The sequence below is a fragment of the Acidimicrobiales bacterium genome (genome assembly GCA_036399815.1).
Classification (GTDB): domain Bacteria; phylum Actinomycetota; class Acidimicrobiia; order Acidimicrobiales; family DASWMK01; genus DASWMK01.
Window position 1 is genome coordinate 1 of record DASWMK010000100.1, and the last position, 24,707, is coordinate 24,707.

Below are 24,707 nucleotides of genomic sequence, written 5' to 3' on the forward strand. Positions count from 1 at the left end.
CACCGCGCCGGTCAGGTCCGCGCCGCACGACGGGCACGTGCGGGCGTCGGCGGCCACCGACGCCGAGCACCTCGGGCAGGCCGCCTCCCAGGCCACGGCGACGGAGGGTACCGGCTGCGGACCCCGCCGCCCGGGCGCCCCGCCCCGCCGCAGCCTCGGGCCCGCCGTGCCGGCCGGCGCCCCGGCGCCCCGGCGGCGACGCAGCCTCGCGCCGGTCGTGCCGGCCGGCGCCCCGGCGCCCCGGCGGGGGCTCAGCCTCGAGCCGGTCGTGCTCCCCGGCGCCCCGGCGCCCCGGCGCCCCGGCGGCGCTCAGCCCCAGGCGGGGCGCACCTGGGCGCCGCCGTCGACGATCAGGGTCTGCCCGGTGATCCACGACGCCCGGTCGCTCACGAGGAACACGGCCGCCTCGGCGATGTCCGACGGGTCGCCCAGCCGCCGGAGCGGGGTGCGGGCGGCGATCTGGGTCTCCGCCGGCTCCCACAGCGCCCGCGCCATGTCCGTCTTCACCAGCCCGGGGGCGACGGCGTTCACCCGCACCCCCGGCGCCAGCTCGGCGGCGAGGGTGCGGGTCAGGTAGACGAGCGCCGCCTTGGTGGCGTTGTAGAGCCCGATCGACGGCTCGGTCACGAAGCCCCCGAGCGAGGCGACGTTCAACACCACCCCGCCCCGGTCCCGCATGGCCGCCCGCCAGGCCAGCTGGGTCCACACCAGCGCGCCGCGGAAGTTCACCTGCCAGGTCTTGTCGTGCCGGGGCAGGTCGATGTCGATGGTCGGGCCCAGGTAGGGGTTGGTGGCAGCGTTGTTCACGAGCACGTCGAGGCCGCCGAAGCGGTCCACGGTGGCGGCGACGCACGCCTCGGCCTGGTCGGGCTCGCCGGCGTTCGCTGCGAACGTCGCCACCTCGCCGGTCATCCCCGCGGCGGCGGCGTCGAGGGCGTCCTGCTTCCGGCTCGACAGCATCACCCTGGCGCCCGAGGCGGCCAGCTCGGCGGCGATGGCCCGGCCGATCCCCCGCGACGCGCCGGTGACGAGCGCGACCCTGCCGTCGAGGCGGATGTCCATCGGGCGACGGTACCCGCTCCCCCGCGACCGACCCGGGGGTCAGGCGTCGCGCAGGCTGGCCCCGCAGTAGACCCGGCCGCTCGCCGGGTCGATCACCCCGACCCAGCGGACCTCGTGGACGTCGACGCCGACGACCGACCCCCACGCCCCGCCGCCGCTGGCGAACGTGGCGTCGTCGAGCAGCACCCGGCCGCCGTCGACGAGGTCGACCTGCACGGCGTAGCGGGCGTCGCCCCAGGCCGGGGTCCACCCGTCGATCTCGAAGAACATCCACGACGGCTCGCCGTCGAACAGGTACACCTCGCCGACCTCGTCGCCCTCCGCGTCCTCCATCGGCGCGCTGAGCAGCTCCTCGCCGCCCCGCGGGCGCAGCGCGGCCCACGACCCGGCCGCGCCGAGCAGCACGAGGGCGACGGCGGCGACGGCGCCGGCGAGCACCGACCGGCGCCGGCGGCGGCCGGCCAGCCGGACGGGGCCGGCCTCGAGGTCGGCGGTGAGGCGCTCGAGGACACGGGACTCGAAGCCGGGCGGCGGCTCGGCCGCCGGGGCGGCGAGCAGCACGCCGTCGGCCGCCCGGGCGAGGTCGGCGACCAGCTCCCGGCAGGCGTCGCAGCGGGCGAGGTGGGTGAGGACGGCCCCCCGCTCCACGCCGTCGAGCACGCCGAGGGCCAGCTCGGGGGCGAGGGCCCGGACGTCGTCGCAGCGCAGCCGCGGGGTCATGCCCCCAGCTCCCCGGCGGTCATCGTCGCCCGGAGCCGCATGAGGCCCGAGCGGATGCGGGTCTTGGCCGTGCCGAGCGGGATGCCCTCCCGCTCGCCGATCTCCCGGGCGGTGAGGCCGTGCAGGGCGGCGAGCACGAGCGCCCGCCGCTGCTCGACGGGCAGGTCCCCGAGCGCGTCGCGCATCCTCGCCACGTCGGCGTCCACCTCGGCGACCTCACCGGGGTCGGGGTCCGAGGCGGCGAGGCCGAGGTCGGACAGGTCCACCACGTCGGCCGGCCGCGCCTGCTGCACGCGGACGGCGTCGATGGCGAGGTTGCGGGTGATGGCCAGGAGCCAGGTGGCGACGGAGCCCTTCCGCGCGTCGTACGCGGTCGCGTGGCGCCACGCCCGCACGAACGCCTCCTGGGCGATGTCCTCCGCCCGCCCCTCGTCGTTGACGACGACGAGCGCCAATCCGTACACCCGCCGTTGGAACCTCCTGATGAACGCGGCCGCGGCCGTCGGGTCGCCGGTGCCGAAGCCGGCGAGCAAGGCCTCGTCGGAAGCGGCCCACACGCCCGTACTACGTCCGACGCGGCCGGCGGGATTGCTGGCAATCCCGTACGGGCCGCCGTCCGTAGGTCACCATGTCGCCATCTTCGATCAGGAAGGGTTCCCGATGCGCAAGTTCCTGCTGCCGGTGCTGGTCGTGGTCCTGGTCCTCGCCGGGTGCGGGGGCGACGACGACGACGGGGGCGGCGAGACGTCCTCCAACGCGCCCGTGCAGCTCGAGGGTGACGTCGAGAACAAGGGGACGGCCGAGGCCACCGGTGACACCGCCGACCTCGAGGTCGAGATCGACGACAACTACTTCGAGCCGACGTTCATCAAGGGCACGCCGGGCGGCACCGTGACGGTCACGCTCCACAACGAGGGCAGCCGGCCGCACACGTTCACCGTCGACTCGCTCGGCATCGACGAGGAGGTCTCGGGCGGCGACGAGGTCGAGGTCGAGGTCACCCTCCCCGACAGCGGCGCCACGCCGTTCTACTGCCGGTTCCACCGCGACGGCGGCATGCAGGGGGCGTTCTTCTTCGAGGAGGGCGACTCGGCCGGCGCCGGCGAGGACAGCGGCAGCGGCAGCGGCACGTCGACCGAGAGCGACGACGACGGCGGTCTCGACTACTGACCCTCCCCCTAGCGTGAGGGGGTGAACCGGCTCGCCTCCGAGACCAGCCCCTACCTGCGCCAGCACGCCGGCAACCCCGTCGACTGGTGGCCCTGGGGCGAGGAGGCGTTCGCCGAGGCCCGCCGGCGCGACGTGCCCGTGCTGCTGTCGGTCGGGTACTCGGCCTGCCACTGGTGCCACGTCATGGCCCACGAGTCCTTCGAGGACGCCGACGTCGCCGCCGTCATGAACGAGCTGTTCGTCAACGTGAAGGTCGACCGGGAGGAGCGGCCCGACGTCGACGCCGTCTACATGGACGCCGTCCAGGCCATGAGCGGGCACGGCGGCTGGCCGATGACCGTGTTTCTCACGCCGACCGGCGAGCCGTTCTTCGGCGGCACGTACTTCCCGAAGGTGGGCCGGGGCGGGATGCCGGCCTTCGTCGACGTGTGCCGGGCCGTGCACGACGCCTGGCGGGATCGCCGCGACGAGGTGCTCGGCCAGGCCGGCCGGTTGACGGAGGCGGTCGGGCGGATGGGCCGGCTGGCCGCCGGCGGCGACCTCCCCGGCCGGCAGGCGGTGGCCGACGCCGAGGCCGCCCTGCTGTCCTCGTTCGACCCCCGCTGGGGCGGGTTCGGCGGCGCGCCGAAGTTCCCGCAGGCGACGTCGATCGAGGTCCTCCTGCGGGCCCACGCCCGGTCCGGGAGCGAGCGGGCGCTCGACGCCGTCACCACCACGCTCGACGCCATGGCGTCCGGCGGCATCTACGACCACCTCGGCGGCGGCTTCGCCCGCTACTCGGTGGACGAGCGCTGGCTCGTGCCCCACTTCGAGAAGATGCTCTACGACCAGGCCCTGCTCGTGCGGGCCTACCTCCACGCCTGGCAGCTGACCGGCGAGGCGCGGTACCTCCAGGTCGTCGAGGAGACCGTCGGCTACGTGCTGCGCGACCTGGCCTCGCCGGGCGGAGGGTTCACGTCCGCCGAGGACGCCGACTCCGAGGGGGTCGAGGGCAAGTTCTACGTGTGGACGGCGGACGAGGTCCGCTCCGTCCTCGGGGACGACCTCGCCCCCGCCGCCCTCGACTGGTGGGGCGTCACCGACGAGGGGAACTTCGAGCACGGGACGACGATCCTGCACCGGCCGGTGCGGGGCGACCTGCGGCGGCCGCCGGCCGTGGAGGAGGCCCGCCGGCGCCTCTACGAGCACCGTCTCGGGCGGGTGCGGCCGGGCCTCGACGACAAGGTGCTGGCCGAGTGGAACGCCCTGTTCGTGTCGTCGCTGGCCGAGGCCGGCGCCGCCACCGGGCGGGCCGACTGGGTCGCCGCCGCCGAGTCGGCGGGGCGCTTCCTGCTGTCGTCGATGCGGGACGGGTCGGGGCGGTGGCTGCGATCGTGGCAGGGCGGCGACGCCCGGCACCTCGCCTACGCCGCCGACCACGCCGCCCTGGTCGACGCGTTCACCCGCCTCGGCGAGGCCACCGGCCGGGCGACGTGGATCACCGAGGCCAGGGCGGTGGCCGACGCCCTGCTCGAGCGGTTCTGGGACGACGAGGGCGGCGGGGTGTTCACGACCGCCCACGACGCCGAGGCGCTCGTCGTGCGGCCGAAGGACCTGCTCGACAACGCCACGCCGTCGGCCAACAGCCTCGCCGCCGTCGCCCTGCTCCGCCTCGCCGCGCTGACCGGCGAGGACCGCTACCGCGAGCGGGCGGAGGACGTCCTCCGCCTCGTCGGCGCCGTCGTCACCCAGCACCCGACGGCGTTCTCCCACCTGCTCGTCGCCGTGGACCTGGCCACCGCCGGCGCCGTGGAGGTCGCGGTCACCGGCGACCGCCCCGACCTCGTCGCCGCCGTCCAGCGGCGGTACCTGCCGAACGGCGTGCTGGCGTGGGGCGAGCCGTACTCGTCGCCGCTGTGGGAGGGTCGGTCCCCCGGTCTGGCCTACGTGTGCCGCGACTTCGCCTGCCGGGCGCCGGCCGACTCCGTCGAGCGCCTCGAAGCGGAGCTCGCCGCCGCCTGACGCCGGCCGACTCCGTCGAGCGCCTCGAACCCGAGCCCGCCGCCGCCTTACGCCGGCCGACTCCGTCGAGCGCCTCGAACCCGAGCCCGCCGCCGCCCCCGTCCGGCGCCCCGAGCGCCCGGTCGACGAGCCGGAACGAGCTCGCCGCCGCCTGACGCCGGCCCGCTCCGCCGGCCGCCCCGGCCGACGAGCCGGAACGAGCGACCGCCGACGGAGCGCCCGTCACCAACCGCCGCGGTGGACGACCTCGTCGAAGGGGCGGCGCCGGCGCGTGGCGGATGAGCCGGTCGGGCCGCCCTCGGCGGGGTGGCCGATGGCGACGGTGCCGATCGGCCGGTACTCCGCCGGCACACCGAAGGCCTGCAGCAGCTCCGCCTCGCCCCCGAAGATGCCGAAGAACAGGGCCCCCAGCCCGGCGTCGACGGCGGCGAGCAGCAGCACCATCGTCGCCATCCCGGCGTCGACGTCCCAGTACGGCACGGGCCAGGCGTCGGCCTCCTGGAGCCCGGCGGGCGCCTTGTCGGGCTCCGAGTACCGGTCGAGGTAGGCCCGCTCGTTCGACATCGGGAGCACGAGCACGGGCGCCCGGAACAGGCCCTGCCACCGGAACCGCTCCCGCTCGTCCTCGCCGGCGAAGCTGATCGACCAGTACCGGTCCCGGTCCTCGGGCCGGTCGAGGACGAGGAACTCCGTGCCCTGGCTGTAGCCGGCCGACGGCGCCCGCCGGGCCAGGTCGAGCATGCCGTCGACGACCTCGCGCTCGACCGGCCCGTCCTCGAAGCTCCTCACCATCCGACGCCGCCGGACGACCTCCTCGAACGGCTTGCTCTCGAACATGTGTTCGGCTATCCTCTCCGTGCCCCGGCCTCGGGAGCAGGCGATGCTCCTCTTCGGATTGCCACGTCGCCCTCTGGAGGGGATCATGGCCGTCGATGAGCGGAGCCGCCACCGGCTCCGCCTTCGCTTGGCGGAGGTGCTGGGCGAGGCGGAGGCGCAGACCCTGATGGACGACCTCCCGCCGGCGGAGTGGGGGGCACCGGCGACGCGCCAGGAGCTCGCCGGCCTGGCCGCCGCCCTCAGAGCGCAGATCGAGGCCCTCGGCGAGCGCATCACGAGCCTCGACGAGCGGCTGGCCGAGCGCATGGCCGGCATCGACGCCCGCACGGCCGACGTCGAGCGAAGGAACATCGAGCTGGACCATCGCCTCGTCCAACTGGAGGACCGGCTGGTCGACCGGATCGACAGCGCCAGCCGCGACGTGCTGGCGAGCATCCGCGTCGACCTCGGCTACCAGGCGAGGACGTTCGCGTTCGCCCAGCTGGGCTCGGTGATCGCCGTCGGCACCCTCGTGCTCGCGGCCGTCCACCTCACCTGAAGGCGCGCGCCGCCAGCGTCCCGAGTCGAGAGGAGCGTGCCCTGACTAGCGGTTGAGCTTGTCGAGGTCTTCGGCCATGGCCCAGCCGAAGGCGATGAGGCTGTCGCCCTTCGCGGCGTCGACGCCCTCGAACAGCGCGGCCACCTCGGGATCCACCGTCTCCGGCTTCAGCGACTCGTGGTCGAGGATGCAGGCCACCGTGCCGTCACCCCTGGCCGTGAAGCTGCGGTCGTCATAGCTGCCGTTCTCGATGCCGAACCGCTTGGCGAGCCGGCGACCCCAGGCCCGCTCCTCGCCGGACGCCTTGTGGCCCGGCCGGGGGACGATGTCGTGCAGGGTGCGGAACGCCTCGAAGCCGGCCGGCGTGGCGAACCGGGCACCGATCAGGACGTCCTCGTCGGGGAAGGCGAGGACGGCGCGGCGGAACTGGTCGCCCATGATCCCGCGCAGCACGGCGTCGCGGCGGGCGCCCCGGCCCACGGAGGCCAGACCGATCAGGACGCACGGCGTGCCGCCGATGCGCTCGAGCGTGCTGAACGAGAATCCCCGGAGCTTGGTGCCCTCGCGCACCTGCGTGACGAGGACCCAGGACTCGACCTCCTTGGAAAGGACCCCGACCCCGAACCCGCTCGGCCCGTCGGCGCACAGGTCGGCCATCTCCGCCAACTCGGCGTCGCTCAGCGCAGTGCAGTCCTTGGTCTCGACCTCGATCGCCATCCTGTTGAGCCCCCGAACATGGTCACGCGGTGCCGCGTCGTCTCGTACCTACCGAATGAGGACGGCGGCCGCGACGGCTTTCGTGCCTCCCGGCGCCCCCAAGGATAGAGGCAGCGACCGCTCTGGCGTTCAGCGGAGCGAGGTCAGCCGCCCCGGGCGACGGCGTAGCCGCCGGCCGCGGCCACGATGCCGCCGACCAGGGAGGCGGCCACGTAGACGGCCGCCGTCCCGACGCGGTCGGTGCGGGCCAGGGTGAAGGCCTCCCAGGAGAAGGTCGAGAACGTCGTGTAGGCGCCGAGGAAGCCGACGGCGAGCGGGACGGTGACGTCCTGCGACCACCCGCGCTCGGTGCCGGCGGTGAGGAGGGCGGCGAGGAGGAACGACCCCGTCAGGTTGATGCCGAGCGTCGCCCACGGGAACGACCGCACGCCGACGGCCAGCCCGATGGCGTACCGGCACGACGCCCCGGCCGCCCCGGCCACGGCGACGAACAGCGCTCGCATCACCACCGACCCTACGCGCCCCCATCCCCGCCGCCGGCGACCGGCGCGACCGGCCGGCCCGGCCGCCCGTCGAACCACCACCGGATCCCGGGCGGCCCATCCCACGCCCCGGCAACCGGCGCCACCGGCCGACCCGGCCGGCCGTCGAACCACCACCGGATCCCGGGCGGCCCATCCGCCGCCCCAGCGACCGGCGCCACCCGCGGCACCCCGCCCGGCGACCGTCACACCGCCCGCGCGCACCCCCGGGCGACCCTCCACCGGCCCACGCGCCGCCATCGCCGGCTCTCCGGGCGACCCGTACCACCGGGCCTGCGCCCCCGCCCGCCGCCCCGGCGAGCGCCGCCACCGAGCCCGACCACCCGTCCGGCGCGCCACCGGACCCGCTCGCGCCCATGGCCGCCCCGGCGACCGGCCGCGCCACCGAGCCGAACTTCACCCGCCTCCGCCCGCCGTCCGGGGCGCCACCGGACCCGCTCGCGCCCATCACCCACCCCCGGCGACCGCCCGCGCCACCGGGCCCGACCCCCCGCCGTCCGGCGCGCCACCGGACCCGCTCGCGCCCATCGCCCACCTCCCGACGACCGGCCGCGCCACCGGGCCGAACGGCACGCGCCTCCGGCGGGGCGGCCGGCGCCGAGCGCTGGCTCAGGCGGTGACGGCGGCGAGGACGCGCTCGGCGTCCTGGCGGTGGTGTTCGGCCTCGTGCAGCGTGTGGCGACCGACCCAGAGGACGTCGCGGTCGGCGGGCGCCGGGAAGTTGTAGACGCACGGCCGGGTCAGCTGGTCGGGGCCGAGGCGGTCGAACACCCGGGCGAGGAGGGCGGCCGCCAGGTCCAGGCCGGCGAGCACGTCGGCCGGCGGCTCGTCGGCGTAGCCGGCCAGCGCCACCCGCTCGTCCCGCCACATCGGCGGGAACGAAGGGCGGTCCTCGACCAGCGCCCGGATCACCCGGTCACGCTGCACGAGCAGGACGTCGCGCACGTGGGCCGTGTACTCGACCGCCGACCACGTCGACGGGTCGGGCCGGCGGGCGAGCGCAGCGGCGTCCGCCCCGCCGAGGACGGCCCGGTACCGGCCGCCGACGGCGCGCAGGGCGGCGGCGACCCCGTCGGCGGGCACCGACTCGTACACGAACCCGCACCCGGCGCACGCCACGGCCGCCTCCGGACGCCGCCCTACGTCACGACGGCGCCGTCGCCGAGCAGCACGCGCAGCTCGGCGAACAGCCCGGTGCTCGGCTGGACCGAGAACGCCGGCGGCAGGCGCACCTGCTGGGACCCGACGTGGAGGACGACCGGCGCGTCGCCGGGGTGCTCGGAGAGGAGCCGCTTCAGCTTGGCCACCAGGTCGTCGCTCACCGACAGCGGCACCCGCACCCCGACGGGGGCAAGGCCGACCACGGGCTCGAACGGCTCGACCTCGAGCGCGATGAGCTTGGGCACGTCCTCCCTGGCGTCGATCCTGCCCTTCACGCAGACGACGACGTCCTCGTTCAGCTTGTGCCCGTGCTCGGTCATCGTCTTCGGGAACACCATGACCTCGATGGCCGAGCCCAGGTCCTCCAGCATGAACACGGCCATCAGGTCGCCCCGCTTGGTCCACTTCCGCTGGAGGGCGGTGACGACCCCGCCGCACGTCCTCGTCTCGCCGTCCTTGGCCTCCCGGAGGGCGGCGATCGTGCAGTCCGTCCGCCGCGCCAGCGCCGCCTCGGCCCCGAGCAGCGGGTGGTCGCTGATGTAGAGCCCGAGCATCTCCTTCTCGAAGCGGAGCCGGTCCCGCTTGTCGAACTCGAGGTCGGGGATCGGCATGCGCTCGTCGAAGCCCTCGCCAGGCCCAGCGCCGTCGCCGAACAGGCTGAACACGCCCTGGTCCCGCTCCCGGCGCCGGGCCAGGGTGCGGTCGACGATCTGTTCGAACACGGCGAGCAGGCCCCGGCGGGGATGGCCCATGGCGTCGAAGGCGCCCGCCTTGATCAGCGACTCGACCGACCGCTTGTTGAGCACGGCCGGGTCGACGCGTTCGCAGAAGTCGTAGAAGTCGGAGAAGGGGCCGCCCCGCTCCCGCTCGGCGACGATCAGCGCGACCAGCCCCTCGCCCACGTTGCGCACCGCCGACAGGCCGAACGGGATGGCGCCGACGGTGCCCGGCGGGTCCTCGGGGCGGGCCGAGAGGGCGGTGAAGTCGGCCACCGACACGTTCACGTCCGGCACGAGCACCCTGATCCCCATGGACCGGCACTCGGAGAGGTAGACGGCCGCCTTCTCCAGGTTGGTCTTGACGCTGGTGAGCAGCGCGGCCAGGTACTCGACCGGGTAGTGGGCCTTGAGGTAGGCCGTCTGGTAGGCGACGTAGCCGTAGCCGTAGGCGTGGCTCTTGTTGAAGGCGTAGTCGGCGAACGGCTCGATGATGTCGAACAGCCGGGTGCCGAGGTCGCGGCCGTAGCCGGTCGCCTCGCAGCCCTCGACGAACTTCTCCCGCTCCTTGGCGATCAGCTCCCGGATCTTCTTGCCGCAGGCCTTGCGGAGGTTGTCGGCCTCGGCGAGGGAGTAGCCGGCCACCTTCTGGGCGACCCGCATCACCGACTCCTGGTAGATCATCAGGCCGTAGGTGTCGCCGAGGACCTCCTCGAGGTCCGGGTGCGGGTAGGTGACCGCCTGCCGCCCGTTCTTGCGGTCGGCGTAGTCGTTGTGCATGTTCGCCGCCATCGGCCCCGGCCGGTACAGGGCGACAAGGGCGGCGACGTCGTCGAAGCTGCTCGGGGCCAGCGACCGCATGAGCGCCCGCATCGGCCCGCCCTCGAGCTGGAACACGCCGATCGAGTCGCCCCTGCACAACAGGTCGAGGGTCGGCTGGTCGTCGAGGGGGATCGAGTCGATGTCGACGGTCTCGCCCCTCGACCTGCGGATGAGGTCGAGGGTCGTCTCGATCACCGACAGGTTCCGCAGCCCGAGGAAGTCCATCTTGAGGAGGCCGAGCTCCTCCACCCCGTGCATCTCGTACTGGGTGACGATCGGGGCGTCCTCGGGGCGCTGGCCGGCCTCGGGCTTGCGCTGGACGGGCAGGTACTCGGTGAGCGGCTCGTCGGTGATGACGACGGCGGCCGCGTGGATCCCGTCCTGGCGGCGGAGGCCCTCGAGCCCCTTGGCGACGTCGATGACCTTGCGCGCCTCCTCGTCGGTGGCGTACATCGTCCGCAGGTCGGCGGCCATCTTGTAGCCGTCGGTGAACTTCGGGTGCTCGTCGAGGCAGGCCCACAGCGGCGTGTCCCGGCCCATGATCAGCGGCGGCATGGCCTTGGCCACCCGGTCGCCGACGGCGTAGGGGTAGCCGAGGACCCGGGCGGCGTCCCGCACCGCGGCCCTGGCCTTGATCGTCGAGAACGTGACGATCTGGGCGACGTGCTGGCGGCCGTAGCGCTCGGCCGCGTAGCGGATCATCTCGTCCCTGAAGCGGTCGTCGAAGTCCATGTCGATGTCCGGCATGGAGATCCTCGACGGGTTCAGGAACCGCTCGAACAGCAGGTCGTAGCGGATCGGGTCGAGGTCGGTGATGCGCAGGCAGTAGGAGACGCAGCAGCCGGCCGCGCTCCCCCGCCCCGGGCCGACCCTGATCCCCGACTCCCTCGCGTGGCGCATCAGGTCCCAGACGATCAGGAAGTACGAGGCGAACCCCATGTCGCCGATGACCTTCAGCTCGTAGGCCAGGCGCTCGACGACCCGGTCCGGCAGCTGGTCGCCGTAGCGGGCCCTCGCCCCCTCGAAGGTCAGGTGGCGCAGGTACGCGGCGTCGTCGGTGAAGCCCTCGGGCAGCGGGAAGCGGGGCAGCTTCGAGTCGCCGAACTCGATCTCGAGGTTCACCCGCTCGGCGATGGCGAGGGTGTTGTCGCAGGACTCGGGGAGGTCGGCGAACAGGGCCCGCATCTCGGCGGCGGTCTTCAGGTAGTGCTCGTCGCCGTGGAACTTGAAGCGGTCGGCGTCGCTCATGAGCGACCCGGTCTGCACGCAGAGGAGGGCGTCGTGCGCGGTGGCGTCGGCCCTGCGGGTGTAGTGGCTGTCGTTGGTGGCGACGAGCGGTGCGTTGAGCCGGCGGGCGATCTCGACCAGCTGGGGGTTGGTGCGGCGCTGGGCCTCGATGCCGTGGTCCTGGACCTCGACGAACAGCCGGTCGCGCCCGAAGATGTCCTGGAGGCGGCCGGCCTTCTTCAGCGCCGCCTCCTCGTCGCCGGCGAGCAGCGACTGGAGGACGTGGCCGCCGAGGCAGCCGGTGGTGGCGATGACCCCCTCGCTGTGCTCCTCGAGCAGGTCCCAGTCGACCCTCGGCTTGTAGTAGTAGCCCTCGAGGAAGGCCCGGCTGGCCAGCTGGATCAGGTTGCGGTACCCGGCGGCGTCCTCGGCCAGCAGGGTGAGGTGGTAGTAGAGCTTGTGGCCGCCCTCGGCCTCGCCGCCGGTGTCGTCGAGGCGGCCCCGCCGGGCCGGCCGCTCGTACCGGCTGTCGTGGGCCATGTACGCCTCGATGCCCACGATCGGCTTGATCGCCGCGTTCCGGCACGCCTTGTAGAAGTCGAGGACCCCGTACATGTTGCCGTGGTCGGTGATGGCGATGGCCGGCTGGCCGTCCTCGGCCGCGGCCGCGACCACCTCCCCGATGCGGGCCGCCCCGTCCAGCATCGAGTACTCGGTGTGGAGGTGGAGGTGGGCGAACGAGGACGGCACGGTCGCCAAATTACACGCGTGTAGCGACGCGGTCAGAGGTAGGTGCCGGGACGGGGGTCCAACGGCTGCTCCTCGCCGGCCGGGAGCCGGCGGCGGGCCTCCATCTGCTGGCGCATCGCCATCTGCTGGGCGAACACCGAGGCCTGGATGCCGTGGAACAGCCCCTCCAGCCAGCCGACGAGCTGGGCCTGGACGACCCGCAGCTCGGCGCCGCTCGGGGTCCCCGAGGCGAACGGCAGGGCCAGCCGGCCGAGCTCCTCCTGGAGGTCGGGCGACAGCGACGTGCCGATCTCCCGCACCGACGTCTCGTAGACCTCCCGGAGCCGGTCCCTGCTGGCCTCGTCCAGGTCGGCCCCCCGCACCTCCTCCAGGAGCTGGCGGATCATCGAGCCGATGCGCATCAGCTTGGCGGGCTGCTCGACGGCCTCCCGGCGCCCGTCGGCGTCGGCCGGCGCCTGGCCGGCCGGGACGACCTCGGGGTGCTCCACGTGCGCCTGGGGTTCCTGGTCGGTCATGTGCGGTGGTCCTCTCGGGTCAGGCCGACACCAGCAGCGGCACGAGCACCTCGGCCCTGGTCAGCGAGCCGTGGCGGCCCACGAGGTGGTAGGGGCCGGTGTCGTGGGGGTCGGAGAAGGCGACGTCGTCCCTGGCGGCCAGCACGACGTCGCCCAGGCGGGAGGCGCCGGCGTCGCTCAGCCGGGGGCCGAACCAGCCTTCCATGGCGACCTCGTCCCGCGTCGCCACCCAGGCCTGGTCGCCGTGGAGCGCCTTGGCCGCCTCGACGAGGGCGGCGCGCCGCCCGGCCCTGGCGTGGAGCCAGCGGAACCGGCCCTCGCCGGACAGCTGGGCGGTGTGGCTCATCACCTCCCCGGCGATGGGGACGACGGCGTCGCCCACGTGGACCTGCCCGTGGTCCGACGTGACGACGAGGACGCCGCGGGGCGGCAGCACGCCGAGGAGGTCGGCGACGAGGCGGTCGGCCGACGCCAGCTCGGCGTCGTAGTGCTCGCCCAGGCCGTACTCGTGGGCGACCTTGTCGATGCCGTCGTAGTAGGCGTAGACGAACGGCTCCCCCGTCCGCAGCAGGGTGCGCACCTCGACGACGAGCGTCGACGTCGTGCGCCAGCCGTGGAAGCGGGTGCCGTCGAGGTGGGCGCCGGAGAAGCCGGAGTGGCGGAACTCGGCCCGGGTGACGATCGGCGGGCGGTGGCCGAGGAACGCCTCGTGGTCCTGGATCTTCGCCGGCGGGATGCTCTGGCGGGCGTCGCCGGCCGCCGTCGACCAGCGCAGCACGTTCAGCACCTCGCCTGCCACGTGCATGCGGTACCCGACGACCCCGTGCTCACCCGGCGACATCCCGGTGGTGATCGAGGTGAGGGCGGTGGCGGTGGTGGTCGGGGCCACGCTCGTGATCGGACCGCCGGCCATCCCGGCGAGGGTGGGCGCGAGGTGGCGCCTGGCCTGGAGCTGGTCCCAGCCGAGGCCGTCGAGGGTGAGGAGCACGACCTGGTCGGCGGCGACGGCGGGCTCGGGCAGCCAGGGCGGCGGGGTGTCGGCCGGTTCGAGCAGCGCCGGCACGACGTTCGCTATGCACGCCCCCGCGTAGTCCGGGAGCACCGGATGATCGCCCAAAGGAATCCTTTCGGCACCGCACTCGCCCCGGCCCCGCACCCTATCGGCCGCTCCCGCCCAACCTCCAACGCCGGCCCCCGGCCCGTACGATGAGGCGATGGACGGCCGAGGTCGCCGGTGAAGGTCTCCACCAGGGGGGACTACGCCTGCCGGGCCCTGCTGTCCCTCACCCTGCACTCCGAGGGCCGCCCCACGAGCGTCCGTGACATCGCCGACCGCACCGGCCTGCCCCAGCCCTACCTGGAGCAGATCCTGCTGGCGCTGAAGGGCGCCGGGCTGGTGCGCTCGAAGCGGGGGGTCGGCGGCGGCTACGTGCTGGCCAGGGAAGCCGACCGGATCACGCTCGGCGACGTGGTCAGCGCCGTCGACGGGCCCATCGCCCTCGGCGACTTCGGCGAGCCCCACAAAAACGGGGCCTGCGACCACGAGGGCCAGTGCGTGCTGCTCGCCGTCTGGCACAACGTCGGCGAGCACATGCGCCGCCACCTCGACGCCACCACCCTCGCCGACGTGGCCGCCATGGCCAAGGGCGAGCGGGACTGGCCCGAGGACCCCGTGCCCCAGCAGGCCTAGCCGAGGCCCTCGAGGACGGCGACCAGGTCGGCCGGGAGGGGGCTGTCGAAGGCGAGGCGCTCCCCCGTCACCGGGTGGTCGAGGGCGAGGTGGGCGGCGTGGAGGAACGGGCGGGCGGCGTCGACGGGCTGGCGGCGGCCGCCGTAGTCGGGGTCGCCCACCACCGGGTGGCCGATGGCCGACAGGTGCACCCGGATCTGGTGGGTCCTGCCCGTCTCCAGGCGGCACTCGACGAGCGTCGTCGGCACGGGGTCGTCGAAGCGGCGCACGACCCGGTAGCGGGTCCTCGCCTCCTTGCCGGTGGTGGCCACGCTCATCCTCGTCGGCGCCCGCTTGGACCGGCCGACGGGGGCGTCGACCAGCCCGGCGGCCGCCTCGAGGTGCCCCCAGGCGAGGGCCAGGTAGCGGCGCTCGACGTCCCGCGCCGCCAACGCCGAGACCAGCCGCTCGTAGGCGGCCTGCGTCCTGGCCGCGGCCAGCAGCCCGGAGGTGCCCTTGTCGAGCCGGTGGACGATGCCGGGCCGGTCGGGGTCGCCGACGCCGGCCATCTCCGGGAACCGGGCGAGCAGCCCGTTGACCAGGGTGCCGGCCGCCGTCCCGGCGCCCGGGTGGACGACGAGCCCGGGCGGCTTGTCGACGACGACGAGGTGGTCGTCGGCGTGGACCACCGTCACGGGGACGGCGGGGTCGGGCGCCGGCCCCCGGTCGGCCGGGGCCTCGGGGACCTCGACGTCGACCACGTCGCCGTCGGCCAGGCGGTAGGCCCCGGTCGTCACCGGCCGCCCGCCCACGGCCACCGCGCCGGCGGCCACCAGCTCGGCGGCCTGGGCCCGGCTGACCCCCGTCGCCATGGCCACGGCCCGGTCCAGGCGCTCGCCCACGAGGGCCGGCGGGACGACGACCCTCACCGCCGCGACCGCTCCGTCGCCTCCCAGCCGAAGGCGACCAGCGCGAGGGCGCCGACGACGATGGCCGCGTCGGCCAGGTTGAACACCGGCCACCAGTTCAGGTCGACGAAGTCGACGACGGCGCCGCCGAGGAACCCCTCGCCGCCGCTGCGGAAGGCCCGGTCGGCGAGGTTGCCGAGCGCGCCGCCGAGGATCAGCCCGACGGCGGTCGCCGTCGCCGGGCTCGACGTCGCCATCCTCGTGCGCAGCAGGCCGAGCACGACGGCGACGGCGACGAGGCCGATCACCGGCCCGAGGTCTCGACCGAAGCTGAAGGCCGTCCCCGTGTTGAACGTGAGGCTCAGGTCGAGGGTCCAGCCGACGTGCACGGGCCCGTCGTCGAGGGCCTCGAGCGCCCACCACTTGGTCAGCTGGTCGAGGGCGAGCACGGTCGCGGCGACGGCCGCGAGGAGGCCCCACGGCCGGGGGTGACCGTCGTCGACGGGCCCGCCCGGGGCGTGCGGGCCGTCGTGCCGGGCGGGGACGGCCACCGGGCCGGGGGTCGGGCCGCTACCGGCGGCCCAGGCCGCCCGTCTTGTACTCGACGCGCTCCCTCGCCCAGGGGATCGCCTCGAGGCGCTCCGCCGGGATCGGCTGGCCGGACACCTCGCAGATGCCGTAGGTGCCGGTGTCGAGCTTGGCAAGGGCCCGGTCGATCTCCTCGAGGATCGCCCTCGCCGACGCCGACAGGGCCAGGTCCCGCTCCCGCTCGACCGAGATCGTGTCGCCCTCGCCCGACTCCTCGTCGAACTGGACGTCGCCCGGCTCGAAGTCCGCGACCAGGGCGTCCGCCTCGGCCCGCAGGCTCTCGGCCTGGCGGAGGTAGGTGGCCCGCTCGTCGAGGAGGGCGGCCCGCTGCTGCTCCAGGAACTCGGGCGGGAACGGCGAGCCGTCGACCTGCTCGGGGGGCGGGGCCGCGTCGGCCTTGGTGGCCTTGGTCGACTTCTTCGCCGCCTTCGCCGGGGTCGCCTTCTTCGCCGCCGGCTCCTTCTTCGGCGCCGCCTTGGCCTTGGCTGCGCCGTCGCCGGCCGGCTCCTTGGCCGCCTTCGACGCCTTGGTCGCCTGCTTGGCGGGTGCCGCCTTCGCCGTCGCCGCCTGGGCGGCCTTCTTCGCCGGGGGTGCCGCCTTCTTCGCGCTGGCAGGGGCCTTCTTGGCGCTGGGCATGGAGCATCCTCTCCCCGGTCGAAGGGTCGAAGATCGTACGGGCCGCTCGGCCCGGTGGCAACCTCAGCGCCGGCGGTCCCGCGGCGCCTGCCGGCCGGGCGACGGCGCCCCGTCGACCAGCCGCTCGAGCCGCCGGCGCAGGTCGTCGACGTCGGCGCCGGCGATCCGGTAGCGCTTGTGCCGGCTGGCGGCCCCGCTGACCAGCGTGACGTCGGCCGCCGGCACGCCGAGCTCCTCGGCGAGGAGCCGGCCGATGGCGTCGTTGGCCCGGCCGCCCTCCGGCGGCGCGGCGATCCGCACCTTCAGCGCGCTCCCGTGCCGGCCGACGGCGAGCGACCGGCCGGCCCCGGGCGAGGCGTGGACGGCGAGGACGACGGCGCCGTCGTCCTCCACGGTCAGCAGGTCATCGACCACGATCGCCCTCCACGTGGCGGGACAGGGCCAGCCGCAGCGCCCGGCCGTCCGGCAGGGTCGCCCGGTGGCCGTCGGACAACGGCCCCCCGATCACGAGGTCCTCGGCCAGGGTCTCGGCCGCCAGCCACTCGCGGTGGGCCTCGAGCGCCGTCGCCACGTCGTGGTGGTGGCCGGGGTCGACCACGAGGTGGATGCGGTCGGACACGGCCAGGCCGGCGTCCCGGCGGGCCTGGTTGACGAGGCGCACGACGTCGCGGGCCACCCCCTCGGCGGCCAGCTCGGGGGTGACCTCGAGGTCGAGGGCGACCAGGCCGGCGTTGGCCGGCAGGGCCGCGCTCGACGCCGGGTCGCGGGGCACCAGCCGGAGCGAGTACTCGTCGTCGGCGAGGGTCCGCCCGGCCACGGTCACCGAGCCGTCCTCGCCCCGCTGCCAGTCGCCGGCCCGCACGGCCTTGATGACCGTCTGCACCTCCGCGCCGAGCCGGGGGCCGAGCACGGCCGGGACGACCTGGAGGACGAGGTCGCCGGCCGCCCCGACCTCGGGCGACAGCTCCACCCGCTTGACGTTGACCTCGTCGGCGATGAGGCCGGTGAACGGCGCGAGTCGGTCGGCGTCGGCCGCCGCCACCGTCAGCCGGGCGAGCGGCAGCCGGGTGCGCAGGCCGTTGGCCTTGCGCACCGACGCCGCCGCCGAGCAGACGTCGCGCACCCGGTCCATGGTCGCCACCAGCTCGGGGTCGGCGGGCAGCGCGTCGGCATCGGGCCAGTCGGTCAGGTGGACGCTGCGCTCCCCCGTCAGCCCCTTCCACACCGCCTCGCTCAGCATCGGGAGCAGCGGCGCGGCGACCCGGCACAGCACGTCGAGGACGGTGTGCAGGGTGTCCAGGGCAGCCTGGTCGCCGGCCCAGAACCGGTCGCGGGACCGGCGGATGTACCAGTTGTTGAGCGAGTCGAGGAAGGCGACGACGGCGGCGCACGCCCCGGACAGGTCGTAGGCGTCGAACCGCTCGGTGACGGACACGACGAGGTCCCTCGTCTTGGCGGCGACGTAGCGGTCGAGGACGTGGTCGAACCGGTCGGTCACCCGGCCCCGGCGGCCCTCGGCGTTGCCGTAGAGGGTGAGGAAGTACCAGGCGCTCCACACCGGGTTGAGCACCTGGCGGACGGCCTCCTCCATCATCCGCCGTTCGACCACGAGGTCGCCGCCCCGCAGCACGGGCGAGGACAGCAGCGCCCACCGCATGGCGTCGGCCCCGAGCGTGTCGAACACGTCGACCGGGTCCGGGTAGTTGGACAGCCGCTTCGACAGCTTCTGGCCGTCCGCCCCGAGCAGCACCCCGTGGACCACGCAGGTGCGGAACGCCTCCCGGTCGAACAGCGCCGTCGACAGGACGTGCAAGGTGTAGAACCAGCCGCGGGTCTGGCTGACGTACTCGCAGATGAAGTCGCACGGGAAGTGCGACTCGAACCACTCGCGGTTCTCGAACGGGTAGTGGACCTGAGCGAAGGGCATCGAGCCCGACTCGAACCAGCAGTCGAGCACGTCCTCCACGCGGCGCATCGTCGACTTGCCGGTCGGGTCGTCGGGGTTCGGGCGCGTCAGCTCGTCCACCGTCGGGCGGTGGAGGTCGGCCGGGCGCACGCCGAAGTCCCGCTCGAGCTCGTCGAGGCTGCCGTACACGTCGACCCTCGGGTAGTTCGGGTCGTCGCTCTTCCACACGGGGATGGGCGAGCCCCAGAACCGGTTGCGGCTGATCGACCAGTCGCGCACGCCCTCCAGCCACTTGCCGAAGGCGCCGTCCCTGATGTGCTCGGGCACCCAGTCGATCCGCTGGTTGAGCTCGACCAGGCGGTCCTTGATGGCCGTCACCTTGATGAACCACGAGCTGACGGCCTTGTAGATGAGCGGGGTGTCGGTGCGCCAGCAGTGCGGGTAGCTGTGGTCGTAGGTCTCGTGGCGGACGACGGCGCCCGCCGCCTTCAGGTCGCGGATGACGGCGGCGTTGGCGTCGAACACCTGCTGGCCCTCGTAGTCCGGGACCTCGGCGGTGAACCGGCCCCGGTCGTCGACCGGGCAGACCACCGGGATGCCGTTGGCCTCGCACACCCGCTGGTCGTCCTCGCCGAACCCGCTCGCCAGGTGCACGGCGCCGGTGCCCTCGGCGGTGTCGACGAAGTCGGCGGCGAGCACCCGGAAGGCGTTCGGGGTGTCGGCGAAGTACGGGAACAGCGGCCGGTAGCGGCGGCCGACCAGGTCGGCGCCCTTCACGGTCCCGACCCGCTCGGCGCCGTCCAGCTCGCGGGCGTAGGTGCCGACGGTCGCCTCGCCGAGCACGTACCGCGTCCCGTCCTCCTCGAACACGGCGTAGTCGATGTCCGGCCCGACGGCGACGGCGAGGTTGGACGGCAGGGTCCACGGCGTCGTCGTCCAGACGAGCAGCCGCTCGCCGGTCTCCAGCTCGAACACGACGGTGAGGGCCGGGTCCTGGCGGGCCCGGTAGGCGTTGTCCTGGCGGGTCTCGAAGTTCGACAGCGGGGTCTCGCACTCCCAGCAGTACGGCAGCACGCGGTAGCCCTCGTAGAGCAGCCCCTTCTGCCAGAGCTGCTGCTGGGCCCACATGACGCTCTCCATGTACTCAAGGTCCATGGTGCGGTAGGCGTCCTCCATGTCGACCCAGCGGGCCTGGCGGGAGACGTAGACGTCCCAGTCGCCGGCCGTCTGCTCGACGAGGCTGCGGCAGTACGCGTTGAAGCGGTCGATCCCCTGCTCGGTGATGGCGGCCCGGCCGGTGACGCCGAGGGCCTTCTCGGCGGCCATCTCGGCCGGCAGGCCGTGGCAGTCCCAGCCCCAGCGGCGGTCGACCTTGCGGCCCCGCATGGTCTGGTAGCGCGGGACGGCGTCCTTGACGTAGCCGGTGAGCAGGTGGCCGTAGTGGGGCAGCCCGTTGGCGAAGGGCGGGCCGTCGTAGAAGACGAACTCGTCGGCGCCGTCCCTGGCCTCGACGGAGGCGGGGAAGGTGCCGTCGGCGTCCCAGAAGGCGATGATGCGCCGCTCGACCTCGGGGAACGAGGGTTGCTGCTCGACCTCGGGGTAGGGCGCTTCGGGCATGGACCAAGCGTAGAGGCCGGTCCCGGCCGCCCCGGCCGGGTTTACGGGCCCGTCTGGGCGCTCGGGCGGCCCCGCAGCTTGGCCAGCTTGCGGTCGACGGCGGCGAGCACGGTCCGGCGGCGGGCCCCGGCCTCCTCGGCCGCCCGGACGGCCTCCAGCTGGTCGGCGTCGAGGTCGCGGAGGGCGGCGACCACGTCGTTGGCCCGCCGGGTGTGCAGGTCCGGGATGGGCAGGGCCGCCGGGCCGGGCGCGGGTTGGGGCGCCGGCGCGGCGGACACCATCGCGGCAAGGGAGGCGAGCTCGGGCGCCGGCGGCGGGGCCAGCGCCGCCGCACCGGTCGGGGCCGGGGTGGGCTGGGCCGGTGCGGGCTCGGGAGCGGGGGTGGACGCTGCCGGCGCACGCTCGGCGGCCGGGGGCGGCGCGGCGGGCTCGGACGCTGCGGGCGCAGGCTCGGTCGCCGAGGCCGACGTCGCCGGCGCAGGCTCGGCCGCTGCGGGCGCGGGCTCGGCGGTCGCGGGCGCTGCCGCCGGCTCGGGCGCGGGCTCGGTCGCGGGGGCCGACGTCGCCGGCGCACGCTCGGCCGCTGCCGGCGCGGGCTCGGTCGCGGGGGCCGACGTCGCCGGCGCAGGCTCGGACGCTGCGGCCGCAGGCTCGGCGGCCGCCCCGGCCGGCGCCGCCGTTGCCGGTGCGGGCTCGACCGGTGAGGCGTCGGGAGCGGGGGTGGACGCTTCGGGCGTCGGCTCGGGGGTCGGCGCGGCCGCGGCCGGCGAGGTTGCCGACTCCGGGGCGGGGTCGGCGGCGTCCCGGAGGGCGTCGATGCGGTCGAGGATGGCTTGGCGGGCCTTGGTCAGGCGCTCTCGCTCCTCGACCATGTCGAGCTCCTCCTCGTCGAGCTCGGGGAGGAGCGGGGCGATCTCGTCCTCGGTCAGGTCGTCGTAGTCGGCGATCGGGAACTCGCCGGCCAGGTCGTCGTCCCACGGCGCGGCGGCCGCCGCGGGCGGCGAGGGTGAGGGCGGGGGCGGCGACGGCGGGGCGGACGGCGTCGTCCCCCCGGCGGTGGTGGCCGGGGCGGTCGCCTCCCCCACCGGCGTGGCCGCCCCGACCAGCGCCGGCTCGGTCCGGCTGCCCTCGTCGAGGGGGGCCGGAGCCGACGGCGCCTGCGTCCTGCGCTCCCGCCCGAGGCGGGCCGAGACCATCAACGCGAGCCCGGCGCCGCCGCTGGCGGCCATCGACAGGTACACGGCCGCCAGGTCGCCGCTCGCCACGCCGACCACGAACAGGCCGGCGGCCACGACCACCAGCCCGAAGCTCAACAGCAGGAACACGGCCGCGTTCTTCTAGGCGGCAACCGCCGATCCCTGCCCTGACCTGGGAGCGTGCCTACCGCCAGCGGCGGAGGCCCCGCCGGGTCGGCGCCGCCTCGGTCGCCCGGTGCCGCTCGCCGGGGTCGACGTGCCCGGGCTCGGCCCGCTCGATCGGCAGGCCGGCCTGCCCGCCGGCCGCCCACGGCGCCAGGGTGCGCCGCGGCTCGGGGGCGGCCGGGCCGCCGTCGCCGCCCACCGCGACGCCGGCCCGCTCCTCGCCGCCCTCCTCCTCGGACGCCGACCAGTCGGCCCTCGGCTCCTCCCGCTCCACGCCGCCGAACGGCCCCGACCCGCCGGCCGGCTCGACCGGCGCGGGCGCCGTCTCGCCGCCACCCCACGGGCCCGACCCGCCGCCCTCGGCGGCCGCGCCGCCGTCCCGCTCGTCGATCTCGACCGTGTCCGCGCCGGCCACCACCTGGGCGGCGGCCGCGGCGGCGGCGTCGAAGGCGGCCGCGTCCGCGGGCGGGCGGGTGACGCCGCTCAGCTGGGGAGCCGGCGCGGGCCGGAGGAGCTCGGGATGGTCGAGCACCTCCTGGAGGTCGCGGAGCGAGGCCCGCAGCCGCTGGCGCGACTCCTCGAGGTGGCGCTCCAGCAGGGCCACGTCGCCCCTGAGCGCGTCGCGGGCGCCCTCGAGCGTGCCGATCTCCTGGAGCAGGCGCTGGCGGGTGTCCTCGACCGACCGGCGGGACTCCGCCTCGGCCTCGGCCAGCATCGCCTGGGCCCGCTCCTGGGCAGCGGCGACCGTGCGGGCGGCGTGGTCCTGCGCCTCCCGGACGGCGGCGTCGGCCGTGCGCTGGGCGAGGAGGAGCGTGCGCCGGATGGTCTCCGCGTCGGCGCCCTCGGTGCCCGACGACGCCACCTGCGACTCGGCCACCGCCGCCCGCCGCTCGGCCGCCTCGGCCCTCGCCTCCGCCTCCGCCAGGCGCTGGCGCAGCTCCGCCACGCCGGCCGCCACCCGCTCGAGGAAGTCGTCGACCTCGGCCTGGTCGTAGCCCCGCCAGCGGTCGGCGAACTCGACGTCCTTCAGGAGCTGCGGGGTGACCTCCATGGGCGGGGATCGTACCGACCCGCCGCCGCGCGCTGGCGGACGCCGTGCGTCAGCAGCCGAGGACGACGGCGGCGAGGAGGCGCACGCCGAACACGACGATGATCGGCGACAGGTCGAGGCCGGCGCCGCCGAACGACAGCGGCGGCAGGATCCGCCGCACCGGGCCGAGCACCGGCTCGGTCAGCGAGTAGAGGAACCCGTACACCGAGGCGAGGGCGGAGCCCGGCGAGAGCGGGAACCAGCTCAGGATGATGCGCCCGAACAGGAGCAGCACGTACAGGTCGATGAGCCGGCAGAGGATCATGGGAGGGCGGCGCCGACGTCAGTCGTACAGGCCGCGCTCGTGCAGGCGGCGGCGCTCCTCGGCGGAGACCTCGACGTTGGTCGGGGTGAGCAGGTACACCGACCCGGCCACCCGCTCCATCTGCCCCCCGAGGCCGTAGCAGAGGCCCGAGGCGAAGTCGATGAGGCGGCGGGAGAGGTCGCGGTCGACGCCCTGCAGGTTCATGATGACCGGCTGGCTGCCCTTGAACTTGTCCGCCAGCTCCTGGGCCTCGTTGAACGAGGTGGGCGACACGACGTGGGGCTTGGCGCTGGCCGACGCCGGGATGGGCCGGACGACGGCCGGCCGCGGCTTCTGCACGACCGCCGAGGACTCGACCTGCGGGGAGATGGTGCGGATGGTGCCGATCGGCTGGTGGTCGGGGACGGGCTCGGGGAGCGGCGCCGGGGCCGGCTGCGGGGGGTAGCGCGTGCCGCCCTGGACGTAGCCCTGGGCGTGGACGGGCTCGTCCTGGGGGTCGTAGTCGTCGTACTCGTCGTCGGGGCCGAGGCCCAGGTAGAGCATCGCCCGACGCCACAGTGATGACATGCACGCTCCTCAGAGGTCCGCGGGGACGCCGACCCTGTGGCGTGGGCCGGCCCGCGAGGCGGGGTCAAGCGTAGTGTCGCAGGCCGTCGCTGCCCGCACGCGGACCGAACAGCGCGGTGCCCACCCGCACCATCGTCGACCCCTCCGCCACCGCCACCTCGAGGTCGCCGGTCATGCCCATGGACCGCTCGGGGAGGCCGAGCCGGTCGGCCAGCTCGCGCACCAGCCGGAAGCCGGGCCGGGCGTCCTCGGGGTCGCCGGGCGGGCCGACGGCCATCAGCCCGCGCACGTCGAGGCCGAGGTCGCGCAGGCCGGCGACCAGGTCGGGGACCTGCTCGGGGGGACAGCCGCCCCGGCCGGGGACGCCGGCCAGGTCGACCTGGGCGAGCACGGCGGCGCCCGGCGCCCGCTTGGCGATTTCCTGGCCGGCGCCGAGCCGGTCGACGCTCTGCCAGAGGTGCACGAGACCGGCGACGGTGCGGACCTTGTTGCGCTGGAGGACGCCGACGAAGTGCCAGCGGGGGCCGTCGCCGACCTCGGCCGCCTTGGCCGCCAGCTCCTGGGCGTAGTTCTCGCCGACGTCGGCGAGGCCGGCGTCGACGGCGGCCCGCACCACCTCGGGGCCGAACCGCTTCGTGACGGCGACGAGGGTGACGGCGGCCGGGTCGCCGCCGGCCGCGGCGATGCGGTCCCTGACCCTCGCCGCCCGCTCGGCGACCGTCGCCGCGTCCACGCTCACGCCGCCGCCAGCCACACGACGCCGACCTGGCGACCGGCGTCCCGCCTGGCCCGGTGGGAGAAGAAGGCGCCGGGCTCGCAGGCCGTGCACCGGCCGACGGCGTCGACGGTGGCGACCCCCGCCCGGGCGGCCGCGACCCGCACGGCGGCCACCAGGTCGAGCGCGGGCCGGCCGGCGGCCGTGGCGGCCGCCACCGACGGGCCGAGGGCGGCGACGACCTGCGCCAGGTCGTCGGCGCCGAACTCGTAGCACTCGGGGCCGATGCAGGGCCCGACGACGGCGTCGACCCGGCCGGCGCCGAGGGCGGCCATGGCCGCCACCGCCCGCTCGACGACCCCGGCGGCCACCCCCCGCCAGCCGGCGTGGACGGCGCCGACCACGCCGTCAGGGCTGGTGAGCAGCACGGGCGCGCAGTCGGCCACGCCCACGGCGAGCACCGCGCCGGGCACGGCGGTGACGGCGGCGTCGGCGTCGCGGCCGGCGCCCTCCCCCGGCGCCGTCACGGTGACCACGCCGTCGCCGTGGACCTGCCGGAGCCAGGTCCAGGCCCCGGGCGCGACGGCCCGGCGGCGCTCGCCGAGCG

At 75.3% G+C, this 24,707-nt stretch carries 25 protein-coding genes; 4 read left to right on the forward strand and 21 right to left on the reverse strand.

Annotated features, from left to right (window positions below; genetic code table 11):
- Window positions 1-309: 309 nt before the first annotated feature.
- Genes VGB14_07285 through VGB14_07295 form a run of 3 tightly spaced genes read right to left on the reverse strand, consistent with a single transcriptional unit; the run spans window position 310 to window position 2,339 of the window.
- Window positions 310-1,062 carry an SDR family oxidoreductase gene (locus tag VGB14_07285; GenBank protein HEX9992712.1) on the reverse strand — a complete coding sequence of 251 codons (753 nt, stop codon included), beginning with the start codon at window positions 1,060-1,062 and terminating at the stop codon, window positions 310-312.
- 39 nt (window positions 1,063-1,101) lie between these two features.
- Window positions 1,102-1,782: a zf-HC2 domain-containing protein gene (locus VGB14_07290; protein HEX9992713.1), complete on the reverse strand. Its 681-nt coding sequence runs from the start codon at window positions 1,780-1,782 to the stop codon at window positions 1,102-1,104.
- Complete coding sequence (locus VGB14_07295; protein HEX9992714.1) at window positions 1,779-2,339, reverse strand: sigma-70 family RNA polymerase sigma factor; 561 nt, start codon at window positions 2,337-2,339, stop codon at window positions 1,779-1,781. Before VGB14_07295 ends, VGB14_07290 begins: the two co-directional genes overlap by 4 nt.
- A gap of 103 nt (window positions 2,340-2,442) precedes the next feature.
- On the opposite strand from VGB14_07295, the gene VGB14_07300 reads away from it, so the two are divergent.
- Entirely contained in the window at window positions 2,443-2,952 is a 510-nt protein-coding gene (locus VGB14_07300) for a cupredoxin domain-containing protein (protein ID HEX9992715.1), read from the forward strand.
- A 21-nt stretch (window positions 2,953-2,973) separates the two neighbouring features.
- Entirely contained in the window at window positions 2,974-4,953 is a 1,980-nt protein-coding gene (locus VGB14_07305) for a thioredoxin domain-containing protein (protein HEX9992716.1), read from the forward strand.
- Between the two features lie 222 nt (window positions 4,954-5,175).
- Here VGB14_07305 and VGB14_07310 read toward each other — a convergent pair whose 3' ends face one another.
- Window positions 5,176-5,790 (reverse strand): nitroreductase family protein, encoded by a 615-nt coding sequence (locus tag VGB14_07310; protein ID HEX9992717.1) that lies wholly within the window; start codon window positions 5,788-5,790, stop codon window positions 5,176-5,178.
- Between the two features lie 136 nt (window positions 5,791-5,926).
- On the opposite strand from VGB14_07310, the gene VGB14_07315 reads away from it, so the two are divergent.
- Window positions 5,927-6,328, forward strand: a complete 402-nt coding sequence (locus VGB14_07315) for a hypothetical protein (GenBank protein ID HEX9992718.1) — start codon at window positions 5,927-5,929, stop codon at window positions 6,326-6,328.
- Between the two features lie 45 nt (window positions 6,329-6,373).
- Here the strand turns inward: VGB14_07315 and VGB14_07320 are convergent, their stop codons facing one another.
- From VGB14_07320 to VGB14_07345, 6 genes are all read right to left on the reverse strand, one after another.
- Window positions 6,374-7,045 (reverse strand): hypothetical protein, encoded by a 672-nt coding sequence (locus VGB14_07320; protein HEX9992719.1) that lies wholly within the window; start codon window positions 7,043-7,045, stop codon window positions 6,374-6,376.
- A 143-nt stretch (window positions 7,046-7,188) separates the two neighbouring features.
- Window positions 7,189-7,548: a CrcB family protein gene (locus VGB14_07325; protein HEX9992720.1), complete on the reverse strand. Its 360-nt coding sequence runs from the start codon at window positions 7,546-7,548 to the stop codon at window positions 7,189-7,191.
- Window positions 7,549-8,196: 648 nt separating this feature from the next.
- Window positions 8,197-8,706, reverse strand: a complete 510-nt coding sequence (locus tag VGB14_07330; protein HEX9992721.1) for a DinB family protein — start codon at window positions 8,704-8,706, stop codon at window positions 8,197-8,199.
- A gap of 20 nt (window positions 8,707-8,726) precedes the next feature.
- Entirely contained in the window at window positions 8,727-12,263 is a 3,537-nt protein-coding gene (gene dnaE / locus VGB14_07335) for a DNA polymerase III subunit alpha (protein ID HEX9992722.1), read from the reverse strand.
- A gap of 32 nt (window positions 12,264-12,295) precedes the next feature.
- The gene (locus VGB14_07340) at window positions 12,296-12,778 is read right to left on the reverse strand and encodes a proteasome activator (protein HEX9992723.1); all 483 of its coding nucleotides are present in this window, start codon (window positions 12,776-12,778) and stop codon (window positions 12,296-12,298) included.
- A gap of 19 nt (window positions 12,779-12,797) precedes the next feature.
- Window positions 12,798-13,880 (reverse strand): alkaline phosphatase family protein, encoded by a 1,083-nt coding sequence (locus VGB14_07345; protein HEX9992724.1) that lies wholly within the window; start codon window positions 13,878-13,880, stop codon window positions 12,798-12,800.
- Window positions 13,881-14,012: 132 nt separating this feature from the next.
- Between VGB14_07345 and VGB14_07350 the strand changes: the two genes are divergently transcribed.
- Window positions 14,013-14,468 carry an Rrf2 family transcriptional regulator gene (locus VGB14_07350; GenBank protein ID HEX9992725.1) on the forward strand — a complete coding sequence of 152 codons (456 nt, stop codon included), beginning with the start codon at window positions 14,013-14,015 and terminating at the stop codon, window positions 14,466-14,468.
- On the opposite strand, the gene VGB14_07355 is transcribed toward VGB14_07350, so the two are convergent.
- From VGB14_07355 to VGB14_07405, 11 genes are all read right to left on the reverse strand, one after another.
- Window positions 14,465-15,376, reverse strand: coding sequence for an RluA family pseudouridine synthase (locus tag VGB14_07355; protein ID HEX9992726.1), 912 nt, complete (start codon window positions 15,374-15,376; stop codon window positions 14,465-14,467). The genes VGB14_07350 and VGB14_07355 overlap by 4 nt on opposite strands.
- Complete coding sequence (gene lspA, locus VGB14_07360) at window positions 15,373-15,906, reverse strand: signal peptidase II (GenBank protein HEX9992727.1); 534 nt, start codon at window positions 15,904-15,906, stop codon at window positions 15,373-15,375. The genes VGB14_07355 and lspA overlap by 4 nt, the downstream gene beginning before the upstream one ends.
- Before the next feature lie 19 nt (window positions 15,907-15,925).
- Window positions 15,926-16,579, reverse strand: coding sequence for a TraR/DksA C4-type zinc finger protein (locus tag VGB14_07365; protein HEX9992728.1), 654 nt, complete (start codon window positions 16,577-16,579; stop codon window positions 15,926-15,928).
- A 63-nt stretch (window positions 16,580-16,642) separates the two neighbouring features.
- Window positions 16,643-16,993: a DUF167 domain-containing protein gene (locus VGB14_07370; GenBank protein ID HEX9992729.1), complete on the reverse strand. Its 351-nt coding sequence runs from the start codon at window positions 16,991-16,993 to the stop codon at window positions 16,643-16,645.
- Window positions 16,983-20,102, reverse strand: a complete 3,120-nt coding sequence (gene ileS / locus VGB14_07375; protein HEX9992730.1) for an isoleucine--tRNA ligase — start codon at window positions 20,100-20,102, stop codon at window positions 16,983-16,985. Before ileS ends, VGB14_07370 begins: the two co-directional genes overlap by 11 nt.
- Before the next feature lie 41 nt (window positions 20,103-20,143).
- On the reverse strand, window positions 20,144-21,427 hold the full coding sequence (locus VGB14_07380) for a hypothetical protein (protein HEX9992731.1): 1,284 nt from the start codon (window positions 21,425-21,427) through the stop codon (window positions 20,144-20,146).
- Between the two features lie 55 nt (window positions 21,428-21,482).
- On the reverse strand, window positions 21,483-22,514 hold the full coding sequence (locus VGB14_07385; protein ID HEX9992732.1) for a DivIVA domain-containing protein: 1,032 nt from the start codon (window positions 22,512-22,514) through the stop codon (window positions 21,483-21,485).
- A gap of 49 nt (window positions 22,515-22,563) precedes the next feature.
- Window positions 22,564-22,818 carry a YggT family protein gene (locus VGB14_07390; GenBank protein ID HEX9992733.1) on the reverse strand — a complete coding sequence of 85 codons (255 nt, stop codon included), beginning with the start codon at window positions 22,816-22,818 and terminating at the stop codon, window positions 22,564-22,566.
- Between the two features lie 18 nt (window positions 22,819-22,836).
- Window positions 22,837-23,385 carry a cell division protein SepF gene (sepF, locus tag VGB14_07395; protein ID HEX9992734.1) on the reverse strand — a complete coding sequence of 183 codons (549 nt, stop codon included), beginning with the start codon at window positions 23,383-23,385 and terminating at the stop codon, window positions 22,837-22,839.
- A gap of 64 nt (window positions 23,386-23,449) precedes the next feature.
- Complete coding sequence (locus VGB14_07400) at window positions 23,450-24,124, reverse strand: YggS family pyridoxal phosphate enzyme (protein HEX9992735.1); 675 nt, start codon at window positions 24,122-24,124, stop codon at window positions 23,450-23,452.
- On the reverse strand, window positions 24,121-24,707 hold a 587-nt coding region (locus VGB14_07405), incomplete at its 5' end, for a laccase domain-containing protein (GenBank protein HEX9992736.1). The genes VGB14_07405 and VGB14_07400, both read right to left, overlap by 4 nt.